Origin of the sequence: Paenibacillus sp. MER 180, from assembly GCF_023713665.1 — a bacterium.
Taxonomy (GTDB): Bacteria; Bacillota; Bacilli; order Paenibacillales; family Paenibacillaceae; genus Paenibacillus_B; species Paenibacillus_B suaedae.
Genome location: NZ_JAMAVT010000006.1, coordinates 376,569 through 395,050, shown reverse-complemented (window position 1 = coordinate 395,050; position 18,482 = coordinate 376,569). Strand labels below are relative to the sequence as shown.

General features: G+C 46.5%; 16 protein-coding genes. 14 read left to right on the top strand and 2 right to left on the bottom strand.

Going from position 1 to position 18,482, the window contains the following annotated elements:
- Positions 1-249: 249 nt before the first annotated feature.
- The gene (locus tag M3661_RS13145; RefSeq protein WP_251485654.1) at positions 250-1,692 is read right to left on the bottom strand and encodes an MFS transporter; all 1,443 of its coding nucleotides are present in this window, start codon (positions 1,690-1,692) and stop codon (positions 250-252) included.
- A gap of 312 nt (positions 1,693-2,004) precedes the next feature.
- On the opposite strand from M3661_RS13145, the gene M3661_RS13140 reads away from it, so the two are divergent.
- The 5 genes from M3661_RS13140 to M3661_RS13120 all read left to right on the top strand — a co-directional run bounded on the left by M3661_RS13140 (position 2,005) and on the right by M3661_RS13120 (position 7,857).
- The gene (locus tag M3661_RS13140) at positions 2,005-2,670 is read left to right on the top strand and encodes an AraC family transcriptional regulator (RefSeq protein ID WP_251485652.1); all 666 of its coding nucleotides are present in this window, start codon (positions 2,005-2,007) and stop codon (positions 2,668-2,670) included.
- 130 nt (positions 2,671-2,800) lie between these two features.
- Complete coding sequence (locus tag M3661_RS13135; RefSeq protein ID WP_251485650.1) at positions 2,801-4,162, top strand: erythromycin esterase family protein; 1,362 nt, start codon at positions 2,801-2,803, stop codon at positions 4,160-4,162.
- A gap of 299 nt (positions 4,163-4,461) precedes the next feature.
- Positions 4,462-5,298: a polysaccharide deacetylase family protein gene (locus tag M3661_RS13130; RefSeq protein WP_251485649.1), complete on the top strand. Its 837-nt coding sequence runs from the start codon at positions 4,462-4,464 to the stop codon at positions 5,296-5,298.
- Between the two features lie 79 nt (positions 5,299-5,377).
- Positions 5,378-6,055, top strand: a complete 678-nt coding sequence (locus tag M3661_RS13125; protein ID WP_065293327.1) for a response regulator transcription factor — start codon at positions 5,378-5,380, stop codon at positions 6,053-6,055.
- The gene (locus tag M3661_RS13120) at positions 6,052-7,857 is read left to right on the top strand and encodes a sensor histidine kinase (RefSeq protein WP_251485647.1); all 1,806 of its coding nucleotides are present in this window, start codon (positions 6,052-6,054) and stop codon (positions 7,855-7,857) included. Before M3661_RS13125 ends, M3661_RS13120 begins: the two co-directional genes overlap by 4 nt.
- Before the next feature lie 253 nt (positions 7,858-8,110).
- Here the strand turns inward: M3661_RS13120 and M3661_RS13115 are convergent, their stop codons facing one another.
- Entirely contained in the window at positions 8,111-8,704 is a 594-nt protein-coding gene (locus M3661_RS13115; RefSeq protein ID WP_251485645.1) for a cysteine hydrolase family protein, read from the bottom strand.
- A 211-nt stretch (positions 8,705-8,915) separates the two neighbouring features.
- Here M3661_RS13115 and M3661_RS13110 point away from each other — a divergent pair, with 211 nt between their 5' ends.
- From M3661_RS13110 to M3661_RS13070, 9 genes are all read left to right on the top strand, one after another.
- Complete coding sequence (locus M3661_RS13110; protein ID WP_251485643.1) at positions 8,916-9,929, top strand: thiamine pyrophosphate-dependent dehydrogenase E1 component subunit alpha; 1,014 nt, start codon at positions 8,916-8,918, stop codon at positions 9,927-9,929.
- A gap of 15 nt (positions 9,930-9,944) precedes the next feature.
- Positions 9,945-10,928 (top strand): alpha-ketoacid dehydrogenase subunit beta, encoded by a 984-nt coding sequence (locus M3661_RS13105; RefSeq protein ID WP_065293323.1) that lies wholly within the window; start codon positions 9,945-9,947, stop codon positions 10,926-10,928.
- A gap of 17 nt (positions 10,929-10,945) precedes the next feature.
- Complete coding sequence (locus M3661_RS13100; RefSeq protein WP_251485639.1) at positions 10,946-12,235, top strand: dihydrolipoamide acetyltransferase family protein; 1,290 nt, start codon at positions 10,946-10,948, stop codon at positions 12,233-12,235.
- A gap of 17 nt (positions 12,236-12,252) precedes the next feature.
- Complete coding sequence (locus tag M3661_RS13095; protein ID WP_251485635.1) at positions 12,253-13,392, top strand: acyl-CoA dehydrogenase family protein; 1,140 nt, start codon at positions 12,253-12,255, stop codon at positions 13,390-13,392.
- A 14-nt stretch (positions 13,393-13,406) separates the two neighbouring features.
- The gene (locus M3661_RS13090; protein WP_251485631.1) at positions 13,407-14,753 is read left to right on the top strand and encodes an acetyl-CoA carboxylase biotin carboxylase subunit; all 1,347 of its coding nucleotides are present in this window, start codon (positions 13,407-13,409) and stop codon (positions 14,751-14,753) included.
- Positions 14,754-14,816: 63 nt separating this feature from the next.
- A complete protein-coding gene (locus M3661_RS13085) occupies positions 14,817-15,029 on the top strand; it encodes an acetyl-CoA carboxylase biotin carboxyl carrier protein subunit (protein WP_021262912.1) in 213 nt (70 codons plus the stop codon).
- Positions 15,030-15,052: 23 nt separating this feature from the next.
- Positions 15,053-15,955 (top strand): hydroxymethylglutaryl-CoA lyase, encoded by a 903-nt coding sequence (locus tag M3661_RS13080; RefSeq protein WP_251485629.1) that lies wholly within the window; start codon positions 15,053-15,055, stop codon positions 15,953-15,955.
- Positions 15,956-16,006: 51 nt separating this feature from the next.
- Positions 16,007-16,789: an enoyl-CoA hydratase gene (locus tag M3661_RS13075; protein WP_251485628.1), complete on the top strand. Its 783-nt coding sequence runs from the start codon at positions 16,007-16,009 to the stop codon at positions 16,787-16,789.
- A gap of 31 nt (positions 16,790-16,820) precedes the next feature.
- Positions 16,821-18,359, top strand: a complete 1,539-nt coding sequence (locus M3661_RS13070; protein ID WP_251485625.1) for an acyl-CoA carboxylase subunit beta — start codon at positions 16,821-16,823, stop codon at positions 18,357-18,359.
- The last annotated feature ends 123 nt before the right edge of the window (positions 18,360-18,482 follow it).

Below are 18,482 nucleotides of genomic sequence, written 5' to 3'. Positions count from 1 at the left end.
TTTGAACGAAGCATTCTTGAACACCTTCCCGATCTCATTTATTACCGTAATTATACAACATTAACGCGGTGTCGTGTTGAAATAAATGAATATAAAAATAGCTGTCGAGACTTTCTCGACAGCCTGAAGCCGCAAGGATTATTCCTTGCGGCTTATTCGTGTTCTAAGAATGAAACATCGAACAAACTCTAAGAAGTCTGCCGTTGGTTTCATTACGGTTCATGACATACACTAGCGATGTATTCACTATCAATCGGCTCTATTACTTCGAAGTAATAACGATATCAAGGCGGATATGCCGCAGATTACGCCTGCCGCAAGGAATGCACTATGGTAACCAGCTAGCTGTGCCACTACGGCAGTACTCCCAGATTCTACTTGTAGCGTGGTCACGGTATGAGAGAGTGTCACAAGTATAGCTATACCGAGCGCGCCGCCAAGTTGACGTGCTGTATTTTGCAAACCGGAAGCAAGACCTGTATCCTGTGCCGGAATGCCCGCAAGTACAGCTTGGATGGCGGTCATTAACATCAAGCCTAGTCCAGATCCAACAAGTAAACTTGGAAACAAGAACTCAGAAATATAGTCTGGATGAGCCGGCAGCCAATTGAACCAGACAAATCCTGCAGCGGCCAAGAGACCACCCAGAAATGGAAGCCTTTTAAAGCCAGCGGCACGAAGTGGCCGGGATATAATCGAAAAAATAGCAAGCATGGCCGCCATAGGCAGCAGCGCTAATCCCGTTTGCAGCGGACTGTATCCGCTGATTTGCTGTAAACTTAGGGATGAAAATAACACGTTGGCTGTTAGAGCTCCGCCAAGTCCAAGTACCATGAAAATGCCAATCCGTACATTCCAGTGGCGGAAAATGCTTAAACGAATTAAAGGCGCAGCTGTGTTCTTTTCAATAGCGATGAACATCAGCAATAGCACAAGCGCACCGGCTAACGAGCACAGTACAACTGGAGATTTCCAACCCCGTTCAAGCGTTTGAGTGATTCCAAAAATAAAGGCCGTCAGAGCAAGCGTAATTGCAGCAGCTCCTGGTATATCCAGCTTGGCAGGAGCATTTTCTTTCGACTGTGGAAGCAGGCAAATGGCAACCATACCGCTGAGCACAACCCCGATTGGAACATTAACAAACATTACCCAACGCCAGTTGATTAAGCTCGTTAGAACACCGCCAATCATTACTCCAAACGCAGATGCAATAGAGGAAGAGGCTGCCCATAACGATATCGCCCGATCTTGCTTGGCACCTCTCGGATATGCAGCAACGATTACGGTTAGTGTAGATGTGGCGAGCACAGAGCCTCCTAGTCCTTGTACAGCACGTGCCGCTAATAACATGGGGCCTGTTGTTGCAAGTCCGCCAGTGAGGCTGGCTAACGTAAATAGGATAAGTCCAGACTGAAGTATTACTCTTCTGCCATAAATGTCGCTGGCACGTGCCGCAAGCAGCATAAAACCGCCTAATGTCAGCAAATAGGCATCAATTACCCATTGCTGTTCAGCAACAGAAAGGCCCAGATCCGTTTGCATGGCCGGCAAAGCAACATTAACAATCGAGCTGTCCATGACGACCATAAAGGCGCATAAACAAGCAACTAATGCGGCAACCCATGCAGGTATGCCTTTTTTCAGTGGTGACGACACGATTGGGGTAGACAAATTCACAGAATTAGATGACATCGAGATCCCTCCATAAAAATATGCTGGTGAATTCAATCAATTAGACATGGTCTGTTCTATATTTTAGAATAGGAATAACGATGTACGATAACGCTAATTGGACAAAAAATAACGAGAAATGGCCAAAAAAAGGGGCGTTGCAAACTGAACTCAGAAGAGGTAGATAAGAGTGATTGGCTGGAAGGGCCTTCATTAATTGCCTTTTGGGGCAATGATGATTCCGACAACCCTTTCCGGCTTGGAACACGTGAATACGATTGGCACAGGCATCGGCGAGGGCAGTTTTTTTGTGTGGAAAGCGGGCTAATCCATGTGCGAACTGCAACCGGTTCCTGGTTGCTGCCTCCCCGCCGTGCAGGGTGGATTCCGCCGGATGTAGCGCATAAGGTCACAGTTAGTGGAGCCATGAGCGGCTGGAGCTTACTGCTTACACCTGAAATCAGCAGAGACTTATCACATACTCCGTGTGTCATCAATGTAAGTGAGCTCATGCGTGCGCTTGTGCAGCGAACGGTGTCGTGGAGGGATCAAGAAATCCTGGAACCTCATCAAGAAAGAATAATCGCGGTTTTGCTCGATGAGATTAAAATCGCTCCTCTTGAGCCATTACATTTGCCCTTACCGGTTGATCCGCGCCTTTTGCGCATAACGGACGCGATCCTGCAGCAGCCCGAAGATAATCGTACGCTTAACGAATGGGCCGTTTGGGCAGCATTATCTCCACGTACATTGCGCCGCTTAATATTGGCAGAAACCGGGTTGACCTTTGCGCAGTGGCGCCAACAGGCTCGTCTCACGCTTGCATTGGAAATGCTGGCGCAAGGGGATTCTGTAGGGATGGTAGCTGATGCGCTTGGCTATGGAACTCCGAGCAGCTTTATTGCGATGTTCCGCCGCGCATTCGGTGATTCTCCATCGCATTATTTGGCGGTCAGACGCGAATTGAAACATAACCTTCCACATACTCCTAATCACTGAATGGGGTATACGGACGGAAAATAACTAGAATTGTATTCTATCTTTATACTTTCCTTAGAATTCGCTGTTACGATGACTTTGCAAACAAAAGAGTAACGAGAATGAATTTCTAAGGAGGAGTATTTTCATCATGCAAGCAGTACAACGATTAAAAGGATTGATAGCTCTAGGTATGGCGTTTACGCTCGTTCTATCCCCGTTCAATGCCTCAGCGGCAGCGCAAAAGAATGACGGAGTGAAGGAAAATATACGGGAGATTACATCGACAACGTCATCGAATTATAAAGATTTAGAGTTTCTGAAGCCGATCTTGAAGGATAAGACGGTCGTCAGTCTCGGTGAGAACTTCCACCGTGTTGCGGAATACAGCAGCATGAAGACAAGATTGATTAAGTATTTGCACGAAGAGCTGGGTTATGACGTGATTGCATTTGAATCCGGACTTGGGGATGCCTTCATGACGAACGAGAATGCCCGCAACTTGACCCCGAAAGAGATGATGCAGCATTCGATATTCCCAATCTGGCACTCCAAGGAGACGCTGAATCTATTCGAATACATCAAGAAACAGCAGGGAACCAAAAACCCGCTCCATCTCGCTGGTTATGACATGCAATTCACTTCGGGCTATCTCACACAGTTTATTGCCGGTTGGATTGCCAAGGTGGACAAGGAACAAGGTCAGCAGTATTTCAACTTCGAGATGCAAGCAATGACGGATTTGTATAAGGTGTTTAATGAATATGGCATGGAAGACGGCCATCCAGAGGCAAAGGCAGCTGTTAAGAAGGTAAAGGAAACGTACGAGCCCAAATACAACGCCTTGATCCAATTCATCCAAGAGCACAAGAAGGAGCTCGCAGCGGCTTATCCAGCCAACCCGCATATGGTGGATATTGCGATCAAGACGCTCGGAGATCGAGTGAAGTTCATCGAGATGGGGATGTATAACACGAAGGAAAGCTATGAATTCCGCGACCGGATTATGGCTGACAACGTCGAATGGCTAATGAAGGTGATGTATCCCGGCAAAAAAGTGATTCTATGGGCACATAACGATCATTTGGCGAAGAATACATCTAAGATTCAGACCAAAGAGCAAGGAAAATGGATCGGCAGCTTCACCAGCATGGGCGAACTGCTCCATAAGAAGCTGAAGGATAAAGCTTATGTAGTCGGGCTCTATATGAACAGCGGCAAGGCAAGCACCATTACGACGCAGAAGCTCTTCGATATAAAGCCAATGCAGAAGGGAAGTCTGGAAGAGTTGATGATGCGTAGCGGGTATAAAATTGCATTTGCCGATCTATCCAAGCAAAAGTCCCCGAAGCAGAGCAACTCATGGATGTTCAAGCCGATCTATGCAGCGGAGGATGGCATGACATCCGAGATTATTGAGCCGATGTCAATGCGATTCGTTCCAAGAGAACAGTTCGACGGTATCATTGTCTTCGATCAAGTGAAGGAACCAACACCAACAACGAAATACTAATCTTATTCCATTGGAGAATTAATCGTTCCCCCTGTCGGTGACACCGCGCGTGTTGCTGCAGGGGGATTTTTGATGTCGGGCTTCGTTCTCAAGCCTCGTTAATCGAAGAAGAAGTAACCAATTAGTTGACTGACCTCATTACACGATAAATATAAATGTACAGTCTATTCTTTAAATATTATCGACATGATCTGCATCTTATCTTTATCTTTCTACATTAATCTATCACTTGTAAAAAGAAGAAATAGACATGAATGTATTCATCTCAATAAGTGAATGACAGAGAAAGGATCGATAACATGAGATCATCACGACACGGCAGAAGTAATAAACGCTTAATTATGAAAACAGGATTTTCAATAGGGATTGTCCTAGCAGTATCTTTTCTAATATTCCTTAATAATGGAAAATTATTCTCTACTGCAGCTGAGAGAGTCAAAGATGTCAGCCAAAATGCTGTACAACAGCAAAATAAGAGACCCTTACAGCCAACAAAACACAAAAAGCTAGACGGTAAACCGAAGGGAAAGGTAGTCTACCTCACTTTTGACGATGGGCCAAGTTCATTAACGGGGCAATTTCTAGATGTATTGCAAGAGCACAATGTAAAAGCAACCTTTTTCATGCAAGGAAGTAATCTAAAAAATACGGGGTACCAAGATAATGTCAAAAGAGCCGTAGAAGAAGGTCATTATGTTGGAGCCCATAGTATGACGCATGATGCTATCAAATTATATGACAATAAACAATTTGTCCCCGAAATGCTAGAAACATTACATTTGATCCGCAATATTACCGGTACGAATCCGAAATTGACACGTCCTCCATATGGCTCTGCACCAGGCTTAAAAGGAGAACAAATTCGTGATCAAATCGCAGATGCAGGTATTAAAATATGGGACTGGACGATTGACTCGTATGATTGGAAGTTAAAAGATAACCCAAGTAAGATTGTCGAAAATGTAAAAAAACAAACGACGGAGGATTTGGAAGTTGTCCTTATGCACGAGAAGCAGCAAACCTTACAGGTGCTGCCGGAAATCATTGAATTTTATAAAGAAAAGGGATATGAGTTCGCAGTATACCATGACGAAGAACATTTTCGTCTTAACTTCCAAAAGGATGACCGTTTATAACATCCACGTGTAGGTAATGATATTTATGCATGGAGTCCCCCTTAAAAAGGGGGAATTTTTCATATAATGAGGGATAATCATGGTAAAATCAATTTTAATTGTGGAAGACGAACAAATTTTACGAGAAATTATGAAAGACTACTTTCTTAACGAAGGATATATCGTTTTGGAAGCCGGCGACGGGAGAGAAGCATTATCAATCTTTCAGGAAAATGAAGTGAATCTGCTTATTCTTGATATTATGCTGCCAGAAATAGATGGCTGGTCTGTATGTCAACGGATTCGCAAAACATCGAGTGTCCCTATTATTATGCTTACCGCCCGCGTGGATGAAGAAGATACACTGCTTGGTTTCGAACTGGGAGCAGATGACTACGTGACTAAGCCCTACAGTCCTAAAATTTTGTTGGCGCGAGCAAAGAGACTGCTGGAAAACCGGCATATGCAAGAACCAGAAAGTTCAATCATCTCCAGCAGCGGCATTACGGTCTCCCTGTCTTCTCGTACGGTTACGGTAGATGGAATCCACATCAACTTAACACATACGGAATTCGAAATATTAACATACTTAATGAATCATAAAGGAATGATTATGACGCGCGAACAATTGATAACAAAAATATGGGGCTATGACTTCGCAGGCGACGATCGGACGGTCAACAGCCATATTCGCAACCTTCGCCACAAATTAGGGGACAAATCCAAATGCATCGTTACGGTTGTTCGCTCCGGATATAAATTTGAGGAATTGTTATGAAGAGAGGCATTGTTTTCAAATTATTTGTATTAACAACAGCATTATGTGTGTTGATTCTTGCTACCATCTTTATTGGTCAGACCGTATTTTTCAAGCTATATTACGTCCATCAAAAGGTAGAAAATGTTCAAGCGAGCCTTCATGCATTTGCTAAACAATATGTAAACCGTGACGACGCCGTAGCGATCGAAAGGCTGGAACAAGAGTTCTACCGTGAGCACAATACTTGGGTGACTGTATTGGATCAATTCGGAAATGTAAAGGAGAGCGCTGAGAATTCAATCGAAATAAAGATAAGAGATAGATCATATGAAACATTTGCAGGCAAATCCATTACGATCCCTTTATACAGCTTTGTAAACATTGAGGATATCCGTCAGGGGAACGAATTTCTACGTGCAGGGAATGATGTCATTATTCAAGCACTTAGGAAGGGATCGAACATCGTTCCTTATCGAATCAGCATATTAAACACCGGAGTTACGTGGGAAAATAATCAGATTGCAAAAAAGGAACACGAGATCCTGCCATCCAATAATAGAGCAGAAGAATGGAATGATGAGAGGTTTCCTTCCCTTTACCTATTTGGATCGATTGCGAAAACGACACTTCCAACAAAAAATGAAGCTTCGCGGTTCATTTATACGAACCACTTATTTTTGGATAGAATCAAAGCGTTTCAAGCGGAATTGTTGTTAAATAATGAGGAAGAGGCAGCCGCCACTTTAGAGACAACGTACGAGGAAAATGATATCAAATATAAACAGTTTGTTACTCCCATAAAAGACAAAGACGGCAAGCCCGCTTTTATTTTTGCAACGGCCTCCCTGCAGCCAGTCGATGAAGCAATACGGATGATTCAGGATTATTATGTATATCTCATCGTATTTGTCTTGGTGCTTATACTGTTGACTTCGTTCTATTATTCCAAGGGTATTGCAAGGCCTCTATTGCAAATCAATCATATGACAAAGAAAATAGCGGATCTGGACTTTTCTGAAAAGATTCCCATCACGTCCAAAGATGAGATCGGGGATCTGTCCCGGAATATCAATGAATTATCGGATACCTTGCATTCCTATATCCAGAAGCTCCAGCAGGATATTGAAAAAGAAAAACAGTTGGAGTTTACGCGAAAGGAATTTATCTCAGGGGTGTCGCATGAATTGAAAACCCCACTGAGTGTCATCCAGAGCTGTCTGTCGATTTTGAAAGATGGCGTGGCCAACCATAAGCGGGATTATTACTTTGCTGCCATGGAAAATGAAGTGAAGCGGATGGATCTTCTCATCGTAGACATGCTGGAATTAGCAAAATATGAATCGGGTACTTACAAAATGATGCTGGACACCTTCCGAATTGATGCCGTCATCGAGCAATCATGCGAAAAGCTGCATGCCGAAATTGCAAACAAGCAATTGAGTCTAAATGTATCACTTGCTCAGATTGAAGTCGTGGCCAATAAGCTTCGAATCGAGCAGGTTATTGTTAACTTTATCAACAATGCTATTCGTTACACTTCAGAGGGATATTCCATTAATATTTCCATGATTGAGGAGCAGGAAATCGTTAAGGTATGCATCGAGAATACAGGCGTCCATATTCCGCCAGCACAGATCGAAAAAATATGGGATCGCTTTTATCGTGGGGAAGCTTCCCGTCATCGTGCTACTGGAGGAACGGGCCTCGGACTCGCCATTTCCAAAAAGATTCTGGAACTGCACGATGTTCCTTATGGTGCAAGGAATACGCCGAATGGCGTCCTCTTCTTTTTTCACTTGAAGAAAGCAACTTATAAATGAGCCTCTACCAAGATTATCACGCCGATGTTGATGAAATTTGTTCCGAAAGAGCAGTTCGACGGTATCCATAACGAACTGATTGCAAAGGCTGCTAAAGTTACAATGAATGCTCTCCAGTGATACCTTTGCTGTCCATTCCCTTATAAAAGGCTATCTATTATGGTGGCACCTCATCGTATCAGACTAAAAACGCACAGCGCCGACAAAGGCGCTGTGTTTTTATTTTCACATGGTTCCTGTCGAACATACATTTCTAGAGTAGGATCAAATCCGTCTTAGATAATACAGCTCGGTTCCGTGTTCCCGGACTATTCAGCATATGCCATGCTGTGTATTGTTCAGCATACGGATTGGCAGCAGACATTCCGTCGACTGGAACTACAACATTAAATCCACGGAATGCAGCAGCAGTAGCTGTGTGTAGAACCGCTCCATTTGCCGCATAACCCGTTACAATAACCGTTCGAATATGATTCCTCTGCAAAATCTGCTCTAACTCCGTGTTATAGAATTTATCTACGTTTGATTTCACGATCGGCTCGTTCATCGCCGGGCGCAGTAGTTGAGTAATGTCTGATGCATTTCCTGTATGTGTAAGACTATAGACAACCAACATCCCTGCTTTGCGTGCTTCCGTCAATAAGTAATTAATTCTAGGAATGGATGCAACACAGCGTGGATTGTTACATATCGAATCCTCCATATCCAAGATGAGGAGTGCGGTACTTGTCGGATCAATGGAGACCGCTTTTAACTCTGGGGCTGGTGGGGGAATCACCTCACTCCATTCGTCGATGATCGTATGATCAGTTCGCCAATTGCCGCATAAGGGACAACGATACCTCATAATAACCCTCCAAGATGCTTCTTTCCATTAGCCTATGTAACTGATTAGAAAATGTGTAGGACGTAAATAAGGTGAGCCCATAACCAAATCAAATGGCTATATTTTTTTTGCATCGTTACTATGCAGTATATGTATTTCACGATTGGAACGATGGTTAATAAAATAAAGGAAACCGCAGTATGCAGCGGCACAATTGTCGGAGGGATACGATATGAATAACACCGAATTTGGTCAAGTCCAGAACCGGCACCAAGCACTGGGGTTATCAGATCAGCAGGTTCTTGACATGTATCAGCATATGGTTTTGGCGCGAAAAATAGATGAACGGATGTGGCTGCTCAATCGCGCGGGAAAGATCCCTTTTCTCGTTTCATGCCAAGGTCATGAAGCAGCTCAGGTAGGGGCGGCATATGCGCTGGATCCAACGAGAGATTTTCTGTGTCCCTATTATCGGGACATGGGTATGGTCGTTGCTTTCGGGCTGACAGCACGGGAATTAATGCTTTCCGCTTTCGCTAAGTCAGAAGATCCAACGAGCGGCGGACGCCAAATGCCAGGTCATTACGGGAGCAAAAGCCGGAATATTCTTTCGGGCTCTAGTGTCGTGTCGAGCCAAATTCCGCACGCAGTTGGAATCGCTTTATCTGGAAAAATGCAAGGAAAAAGGCTAGTTGCATTTTCGGCCTTCGGGGACGGCGGCAGCAACCAAGGGGAGTTTCACGAAGCGGCTAACTATGCTGGGGTGCACAAGCTGCCTGTCATTTTCATGTGTGAGAACAACAAGTACGCCATATCGGTTCCGTTCTCCAAGCAGGCGGCATGCGAAAGCATCGCGGACCGGGCAAAGGGATATGGGTTTCCCGGCATCAGTGTGGATGGAAATGATCTATTAGAAGTATACAAAGTCACGAAAGAGGCGGCCGATCGGGCAAGAAGAGGTGAAGGGCCAACGCTTATCGAGGCGGTGCTCTATCGTTTAGTCCCGCATTCAAGCGACGATGATGATCGAACCTACCGTTCCCGTGAAGAAGTGGAAGAAGCCAAGAAGCGGGATCCGCTCATAACCTTCAGCAATTATCTGAAAGCATCGGGGCTATTAGATGAACATAAAGACATGGAGATCCATGAACGGTTACGCATGGAGGTCGATGAGGCCACGGAATATGCGGAGAATGCCCCGGATTCAGCCCCGGAAGATGCCCTTAAGCACGTTTATGCAGAATAGGGGGAGTGAGGAGAAATGGCCGTAATTTCTTATCTTGAAGCAGTGTCCCAAGCTCTTCGAGAGGAAATGCAGCGAGATAGCAGGGTATTTGTATTAGGAGAAGACGTCGGAGTGCGTGGGGGCGTATTTCGGGTTACACAGGGATTTCAAGAGGAATTCGGGGAACAACGGGTTATCGACACACCGCTATCGGAAGCAGCCATTGCAGGTGTATCGATTGGTGCAGCCGCTCATGGAATGAGGCCTGTTGCAGAAATTCAGTTCGCCGAGTATATCATGCCTGCCGTCAACCAAATTGTGAATGAAGCAGCCAAAATGAGATACCGCTCCAATGGAGATTGGAACTGTCCCTTGGTCATCCGTGCCCCTTATGGCGGAGGAGTTCGCGGAGCCCTCTATCATTCGCAAAGCGTAGAAGCGATGTTTTGCTGTATTCCTGGTCTAAAAGTGGTCACGCCTTCCACGCCGTATGATGCCAAAGGCCTGCTAAAGGCGGCCATCCGCGATGAAGATCCTGTTCTTTTCTTCGAACATAAGCGATGCTATCGCTCGATCAAGGGAGAAGTGCCAGACTCGGATTATACGGTACCGATCGGGAAGGCGGATATTAAGCAGCAAGGGGAAGACATCACGGTTATTTCTTACGGACTTTCCTTGCATTTTGCGATAAAAGCGGCAGAGCAGCTTTCTAAAGATGGATACAGCGCTCACATTCTGGATTTACGTACCCTCTATCCTCTGGACAAGGAAGCTATTGTAGAGGCTGCTCGCAAAACCGGCAAAGTGCTCATTGTTCATGAAGACAACAAAGAGGGCGGCGTTGGAGCTGAAGTAGCTGCTGTCATCGCAGAAGAATGCCTTTATGAATTGGACGCGCCAATCAAACGTCTCTGCAGTCCGGATGTCCCCGCTATGCCTTACAGCTTGCCAATGGAAAAGTTCTTCATGCTCAACCCGGATAAAGTATATCAGGCCATGAAAGAATTAGCCGAATTGTGATCCAACGGGAGGAGAATATGGCTAAGAAAATCGTCATGCCCCAGTTAGGCGAAAGCGTAACGGAAGGAACCATCTCCAAGTGGCTCGTCAACGTCGGGGATAAAGTCAATAAATACGATCCTGTATGTGAAGTGCTTACAGATAAAGTGAATGCGGAGGTTCCTTCTTCATTTAGCGGCACGATAACCGAAATTGTCGTTCAAGAAGATGAAACGGTAGCAGTAGGAACGCTGCTCTGCTGTATTGAGGAGGAAAAACAAACAGGCACGCCGATTGAGTCCAAACCAGTTGCCGCCGCCCAAAACGAGGAGACCGATGATTCAACCATGCAATCAGCCAAGCAGCAGCGCTATTCGCCGGCCGTACTCAAACTGGCGCAAGACTACAACCTGGATCTTTCCTGTATAGAGGGTTCGGGCACTGCGGGACGCATCACCCGAAGAGACATCTTGCAAATCGTCCAAGAAAAGAAACAGTCTGAAGACTCCCCAGCTCAGCAAATCGAATCTCCATCTCAGTCATTATCACAAGCGGCAGCATCAGTTCCCGATATTGCGTTTCCGTCCGAATCAATTGATGCCTTATCTGCTGACCATTCTACCATTCATCAAGCCGACGAGAAGATCCCAGTTACCGGCATCCGCAAAACCATAGCCAAGCGAATGGTACAAAGCAAGCAGGAAATTCCGCACGCATGGCTTATGGTGGAATGTGATGTCACGAATTTGGTTAGTTATCGCAGCCAGATTAAAGAGGAGTTTAAGAAAAAAGAAGGACTCCAGCTCACTTATTTGCCATTCTTTATCAAGTCGGTAGCGGAGACTCTAAAGGAATTCCCTATTTTAAATTCGCAGTGGACAGACAATCACATCATCGCCAAAAAAGCGATTCATATCTCGATTGCCGTTGCCACCGAGAATGCCTTATTCGTTCCTGTCATTAAGGACGCCGACCAAAAAAGCATTTTCGGTCTTGCCAAAGCAATAGACGAAATGGTCACGAAAACGAGAGAAGGCAAATTAACGCAGGCGGATCTAACTGGCGGAACGTTTACCGTGAATAACACAGGCTCCTTCGGCTCCGTGCTTTCAGCCCCGATCATCAATCCACCGCAGGTAGCCATTTTAAGTATGGAAGCCATCGTCAAACGTCCGGTCGTCATTAATAACATGATTGCCGTTCACGATATGATGAACATTTGTCTTTCTTTGGATCACCGGGTTTTGGACGGTCTTGTGTGCGGTCGCTTCTTGAAGAGAGTCAAGCAAAAGATTGAAAGCTACGGCACGGACATCGGACTATATTAAAAGGGAGCGATGAATTCATGCATTTTGATTTAACCGAGGAACAAGCGTTGATCAAAAAAATGATGCGCGATTTTTCGGAGGGCGAGGTTGCCCCGGGCGCGGATGAACGGGATCGTACGAAGCAATTTCCGGCGGATGTTTTCGATAAATTAACGAAGCTGGGCGTCATGGGCCTGCCTTTTCCCGAACAATATGGCGGCGGCGGAGCGGATACCATTAGCTTCGCTATCACTGTAGAAGAATTAAGCCGGGTCTGTGCTTCCACGGGCATTACCTATTCAGCCCATATTTCTTTAGGCGGGGCACCCATCCATTTATTCGGAACACATGAGCAAAAGGAAAAATACTTAACCCCTTTATGTACAGGAGAATACATGGGCGCGTTCGGGCTGACGGAACCAAATGCAGGATCGGATGCAGGCGGAACCCAGACAAAAGCGAATCTGCATGGAGATAAGTGGATCATTTCCGGCTCCAAATGCTTTATTACCAATGCAAGCTATGCCAAAAACTTGTCCCTCACAGCCGTTACGGATCGCACCAAAGGGACGAATGGAATCAGTGCATTTATCGTGTCTACAGATGCGCCAGGATTTACGGTCATTAACAATTATGAAAAAATGGGGCTGCATTCATCAAATACAACGGAATTAATTTTACAAGATGTAACCGTTCCCAAAGAAAATCTTCTAGGGAAAGAAGGGCATGGATACAAGCAATTTTTAGCTACGCTTGACGGAGGCCGAATCGGTATCGGTGCGATGGCGGTCGGAATTGCCCAAGGGGCTTACGAAAAATCGCTTCAATATGCCAAAGAAAGAAAACAATTCAGCCAAAGCTTATCCTCCTTTCAAGCGATCCAATTCAAGCTGGCCGACATGGCCATGCATATTGAACTCGCACGCACGATCGTGTATAAAGCGGCATGGCTTAAAGATAAAGGCAGGAAGTTCAAGAAGGAAGCGGCGATGGCCAAATTATTTGCTTCGGAAATATGCATGAAGGCGTGTGATCAAGCCGTACAAATCCATGGCGGTTATGGATATATGAAGGAATACCAGGTTGAACGATTCTTTCGGGATGCCAAGCTGCTTGAGATTGGAGAAGGAACTTCAGAAGTGCAACGAATGGTCATTGCACGCCAGATCGGTTGTTAAAGGGGATTGGTTCTATGTTCAAAAAGATTCTAATCGCCAACCGAGGCGAAATTGCGGCTCGAGTGATCCGCACTTGCAAAGCGCTGGGCATTGCCACCGTCAGCATCTACTCGAAAGTGGATAAGGAAGCTCCGCATGTCAAACTGGCAGATGAGGCCTACGAGGTAGGAAATCCAAAAGTTACAGATAGCTATTTAAAAATCGACAAGATTTTAGAAATCGCCCATCTTGCTAAAGCGGATGCGATTCACCCCGGATACGGGTTACTTTCGGAAAATGCGGAATTTGCACGCCGTTGCGAGGAAGCGGGTATTGTATTCATCGGTCCATCATCAGATGTCATTGCCCGCATGGGCAGTAAAATTGAAGCCCGAAACAGCATGGAACAGGCAGGCGTGCCTGTTGTTCCCGGCATTTCCTGTGCATTAGTGGATGCGGAAGAAGCAGCACAGGCAGCCAGCCGAATCGGCTATCCGGTTATGCTGAAAGCCTCAGCCGGTGGTGGCGGGATCGGGATGCAGATCGTGAACAACGAAGCGGAGATGAAACAAGCATTTGAAGGGAACCAGAAACGTGCCTCTAATTTCTTCGGAGATGGGGCCATGTATCTAGAGAAGGTTGTAGAAAATCCTCGGCATATCGAAATTCAGATTTTAGCGGACGCCCAGGGAAATACCGTCTACTTATGGGAGCGGGAATGTTCGATACAACGGCGCCATCAAAAAGTCGTGGAAGAAGCTCCTTCAACCTTTTTAGATGAACTCACACGAGAAAAAATGGGAGAAGCGGCGGTTAGGGCGGCTAAATCGATCGGATACCGGAATGCTGGAACCATCGAATTTTTAGTCGACGAGCATAAAAATTTCTACTTTCTTGAAATGAATACTCGTCTGCAGGTGGAGCATACGATCACAGAAGAGATTACCGGCTTGGACTTGGTTGCGGGGCAGCTGCGAATTGCAGCAGGTCATTCCTTGAACTTCGGTCAATCTGATGTGAAACGCGAAGGCCATGCGATAGAAGTACGGATTTATGCAGAAGATCCGAAGACGTTCTTCCCATCCCCTGGAATCATTACGAAGTTCGCTATCCCTGAAGGAGACGGAATTCGTCATGAGCTGGCTGTACATGATGGTTCTGTCGTTACGCCCTTCTATGATCCGATGATTGCAAAGCTCATCGTCACAGGGAAGGATCGCAATGAAGCGATTGACCGACTTCAACAGGCGCTGGCCGATTATCAGGTTGAAGGCATCAAGACCAACATTCCAATGCTGCAAGAAGTCATCGCGCATCCAGCATTCCGTTCAGGCGAGACAACAACAGGCTTTGTTGCGAAATATGTACTGGAGCAAACATAACTTGATCGGATAAGGCCTCGGCGAGTTACCGTAAGGCTATTCGTAAAAAAGGAGGTTATTCAGATGAGCAAAATCGTGGCGGTTATGGCGGGGAATGTATACAAGATTCTTGTCAAGCCTGGGGATCAAGTCGAGGCAGGACAAAATGTAGTCGTGTTGGAATCGATGAAAATGGAGATCTCCATTACGTCTGGTACCGGAGGAACGGTAAACAAGGTCAACGTGAGCGAAGGCGACTTTGTTGATGAAGGAGATTTGTTGATCGAGCTGGATTAAACGGATGCTGGGGGTTGGGGAAGATGAACTGGCCGGCGAGAGTAACGATCAAAGAGGTTGGTCCAAGGGACGGACTGCAAAATGAGAAGGTTTTCGTTGCAACAGAAGATAAAATCGCTTGGATCAACCAATTGTCCAATACCGGAATTACATCCTTAGAAATCACTTCATTTGTGAATCCGAAGTGGATTCCAGCACTGGCAGATGCCGCTGAAGTTGCCAAAGGGATTGAACGGATGCCTGGCATTACGTATTCGGCACTCGTTCCGAATCGGCAGGGCCTAGAGCGAGCACTTGAGACCGATGTAGATGAAGTGGCCGTCTTTATGTCTGCCAGTGAGACCCACAATCAAAGAAATATCAACAAGTCAATAAACGCTACGTTTCCCATTTTGCATGAAGTCGTGCAAGCAGCTCATTCCGCTGGAAGATCAGTCCGCGGTTACGTGTCAACGGTTTTTGGCTGCCCCTATGAAGGGCCCATCTCTATCGATGAGGTCATCCGTGTATCGGAAACGTTGTTCGAAATGGGGATTGGCGAATTATCTCTAGGGGATACGATTGGCATTGCAAATCCGAAGCAGGTAGAAGATGCATTGGAAATGCTGCTCAAGCGTTTTGATGCCGAGAAACTGGCTCTGCATTTCCACGATACGCGTGGAACGGCGCTGGCGAATATTCTGGCGTCCATGAACATGGGGATCACAACATTCGATGCCTCTGTCGGAGGGTTGGGCGGATGCCCGTATGCACCTGGAGCCTCCGGCAATGTCGCTTCGGAGGACTTGTTATTCATGCTGGATTCAATGGGAATTCAGACGGGGATAAATCAGGAAAAGCTTCTCTCCGCGGCGCGTTATATTCAGGAGAAGATCGGAAGAACCTTGCCGAGTCGGAATCTTCAGGTCAGCAGCTCGAACGGATGAGCAGGTACATGATGCAGGTGCATGATTCGGTACTAGGAAGGAGGGGCGATCATGGAAAAAGCCGTACTGGTCTCCAATATGGGAAATGGAATTGTGCTCATCACGTTGAACCGTCCGGAAGCTGCCAATGCGTTATCAATCAAGATGCTCGAACAATTGCGTGATGCGGCAGATGCATGTAAATTGGATCGGGCTGTTCGCTGTATTATCATCACAGGCGCTGGAGAGAAAGCCTTTTGTGCAGGTGCTGATTTAAAAGAACGCGCAGGGATGGACATGAGCCAAGTACGTAGAACGGTATCTTTCATTCGAGAGACCATCAATGATGTAGAAGCCTTGCCCCAGCCGGTCATTGCCGCGGTGAACGGAGCTGCTATGGGCGGGGGAATGGAATTGGCCTTGGCCTGTGACATTCGGATTGCTTCCACAACAGCCGCATTCGCCCTTGCAGAGACTTCACTTGGAATTATTCCCGGCGCAGGAGGAACACAGCGGCTGCCGAGGCTGATCGGGAAGGGGCGGGCGAAGGAGCTCATTTTCACGGCAAGAAAAATCGACGCTGAAGAAGCAAGGAACATCGGACTGGCAGAGGCTGTGGCACCGCCTGAATTCCTGATAGATAAGGCCTTGGAAATAGCAGGCCGTATTGTTCGAAATGCTCCTATCGCTGTGACTCAGGCCAAATTCGCCATCGATAAGGGATTGGAAGTGGAGCTGAACACTGGACTTGCGATTGAGCAGCATGCATATGAAGCCACAATTCCGACAAAGGATCGCTTGGAAGGACTGCAGGCGTTCAAAGATAAACGTCCTCCCATATTTAAGGGCGAGTAACAAGCATATCGCAGATAAGGAGGAATAGGGGATGTCTATCGAATTCAATCCAGAGGAGCTGCAGAAACGTGTTTCACGAATCCTCGAAGGAGGGGATCCGTCTTATCATCAAAAGAATGCGGAAAAAGGGAAGTTATTTGTTCGCGACCGACTAAAGCTACTGTTTGATCCAGGTTTCGAGCTGGAGGATGCGCTGTTCGCCAACTGCGCCGCAGAAGATCTTCCGGCGGATGGCGTCGTTACGGCGATTGGGAAAATGAACGGAAGAATCGTATGCGTAATGGCCAATGATTCTACTGTAAAAGCCGGATCGTGGGGATCGCGTACGGTAGAGAAGATCATTCGAATCCAAGAGACAGCTGAGAAAATGAGAGTGCCGTTAATTTACCTCGTGGATTCCGCAGGTGCCCGCATTACAGATCAGGTCGAGATGTTTCCTGGCAGGCGCGGAGCAGGACGTATTTTTTACAATCAGGTCAAGTTGTCGGGCAAAATCCCCCAAATCTGCCTGCTGTTCGGCCCTTCGGCTGCGGGTGGAGCCTACATTCCAGCATTTTGTGATATCGTGATTATGGTAGATGGAAATGCATCCATGTATCTCGGTTCCCCGCGGATGGCGGAGATGGTAATCGGAGAAAAGGTTACGCTAGAAGAGATGGGCGGTGCGCACATGCACTGTTCGATTTCAGGGTGTGGGGATGTGCTGGCGAAGAATGAAGAAGAAGCCATTTTGATGGCGCGGCAATATCTCTCTTACTTTCCCTCCCATTTTTCCGAACAACCGCCGGTTGCGAAACCAGTGGCACCACCATTCTTTGAGAAATCATTGGAAGAGCTCATCCCGACCAATCAGAATGCCCCGTTCAATATGGTTGATCTGATTGACCGTATTATCGACGAGGGATCATTTTTTGAGATGAAGAAGCTGTTTGCCGGTGAACTTATTACAGGATTGGCACGAATGAATGGAAAACCGGTCGGGATCATGGCCAATCAGCCACGGGTGAAGGGTGGCGTGCTGTTCCTCGATTCAGCGGATAAGGCAGCCAGATTTATAACCCTCTGCGACGCATTTCATATCCCGCTTCTATTCCTTGCCGACGTCCCTGGTTTTATGATCGGCACAAAGGTGGAGCGGGCAGGAATTATCCGCCATGGGGCGAAAATGATTTCAGCGATGTCCGAAGCAACCGTGCCTAAAATTTCAGTAATCGTTCGCAAAGCGTACGGAGCGGGTCTTTACGCGATGGCTGGTCCAGCATTTGAACCGGATTGTTGCCTCGCACTGCCTACGGCTCAAATCGCGGTAATGGGGCCAGAGGCCGCAGTCAATGCCGTCTATGCCAATAAAATTGCTCAATTGCCTGAAAGCGAGAGGGCTGCTTTTATCGAACAAAAGCGTGAAGAATATAAGCAGGACATTGATATTTACCGACTAGCCTCCGAAATGATTATTGACGGAATTATTCCCGCCAATTCGCTGCGTACCGAGTTAGTGAACCGTTTTTCGGCTTATTCATCAAAGGCTGTCGTCTTCTCAGAGCGCAAGCACCCGGTATATCCGGTTTAATCCATTGGCATATTTGAACAGCACTAAGCGTTTAACGGCGCGAAGTGCTGTTTTTGGCATGTTAGGCATATCATGATCTTGAGCCAAGGGATGAATGGTTTGGATACCACTTTGCCTGTAGGG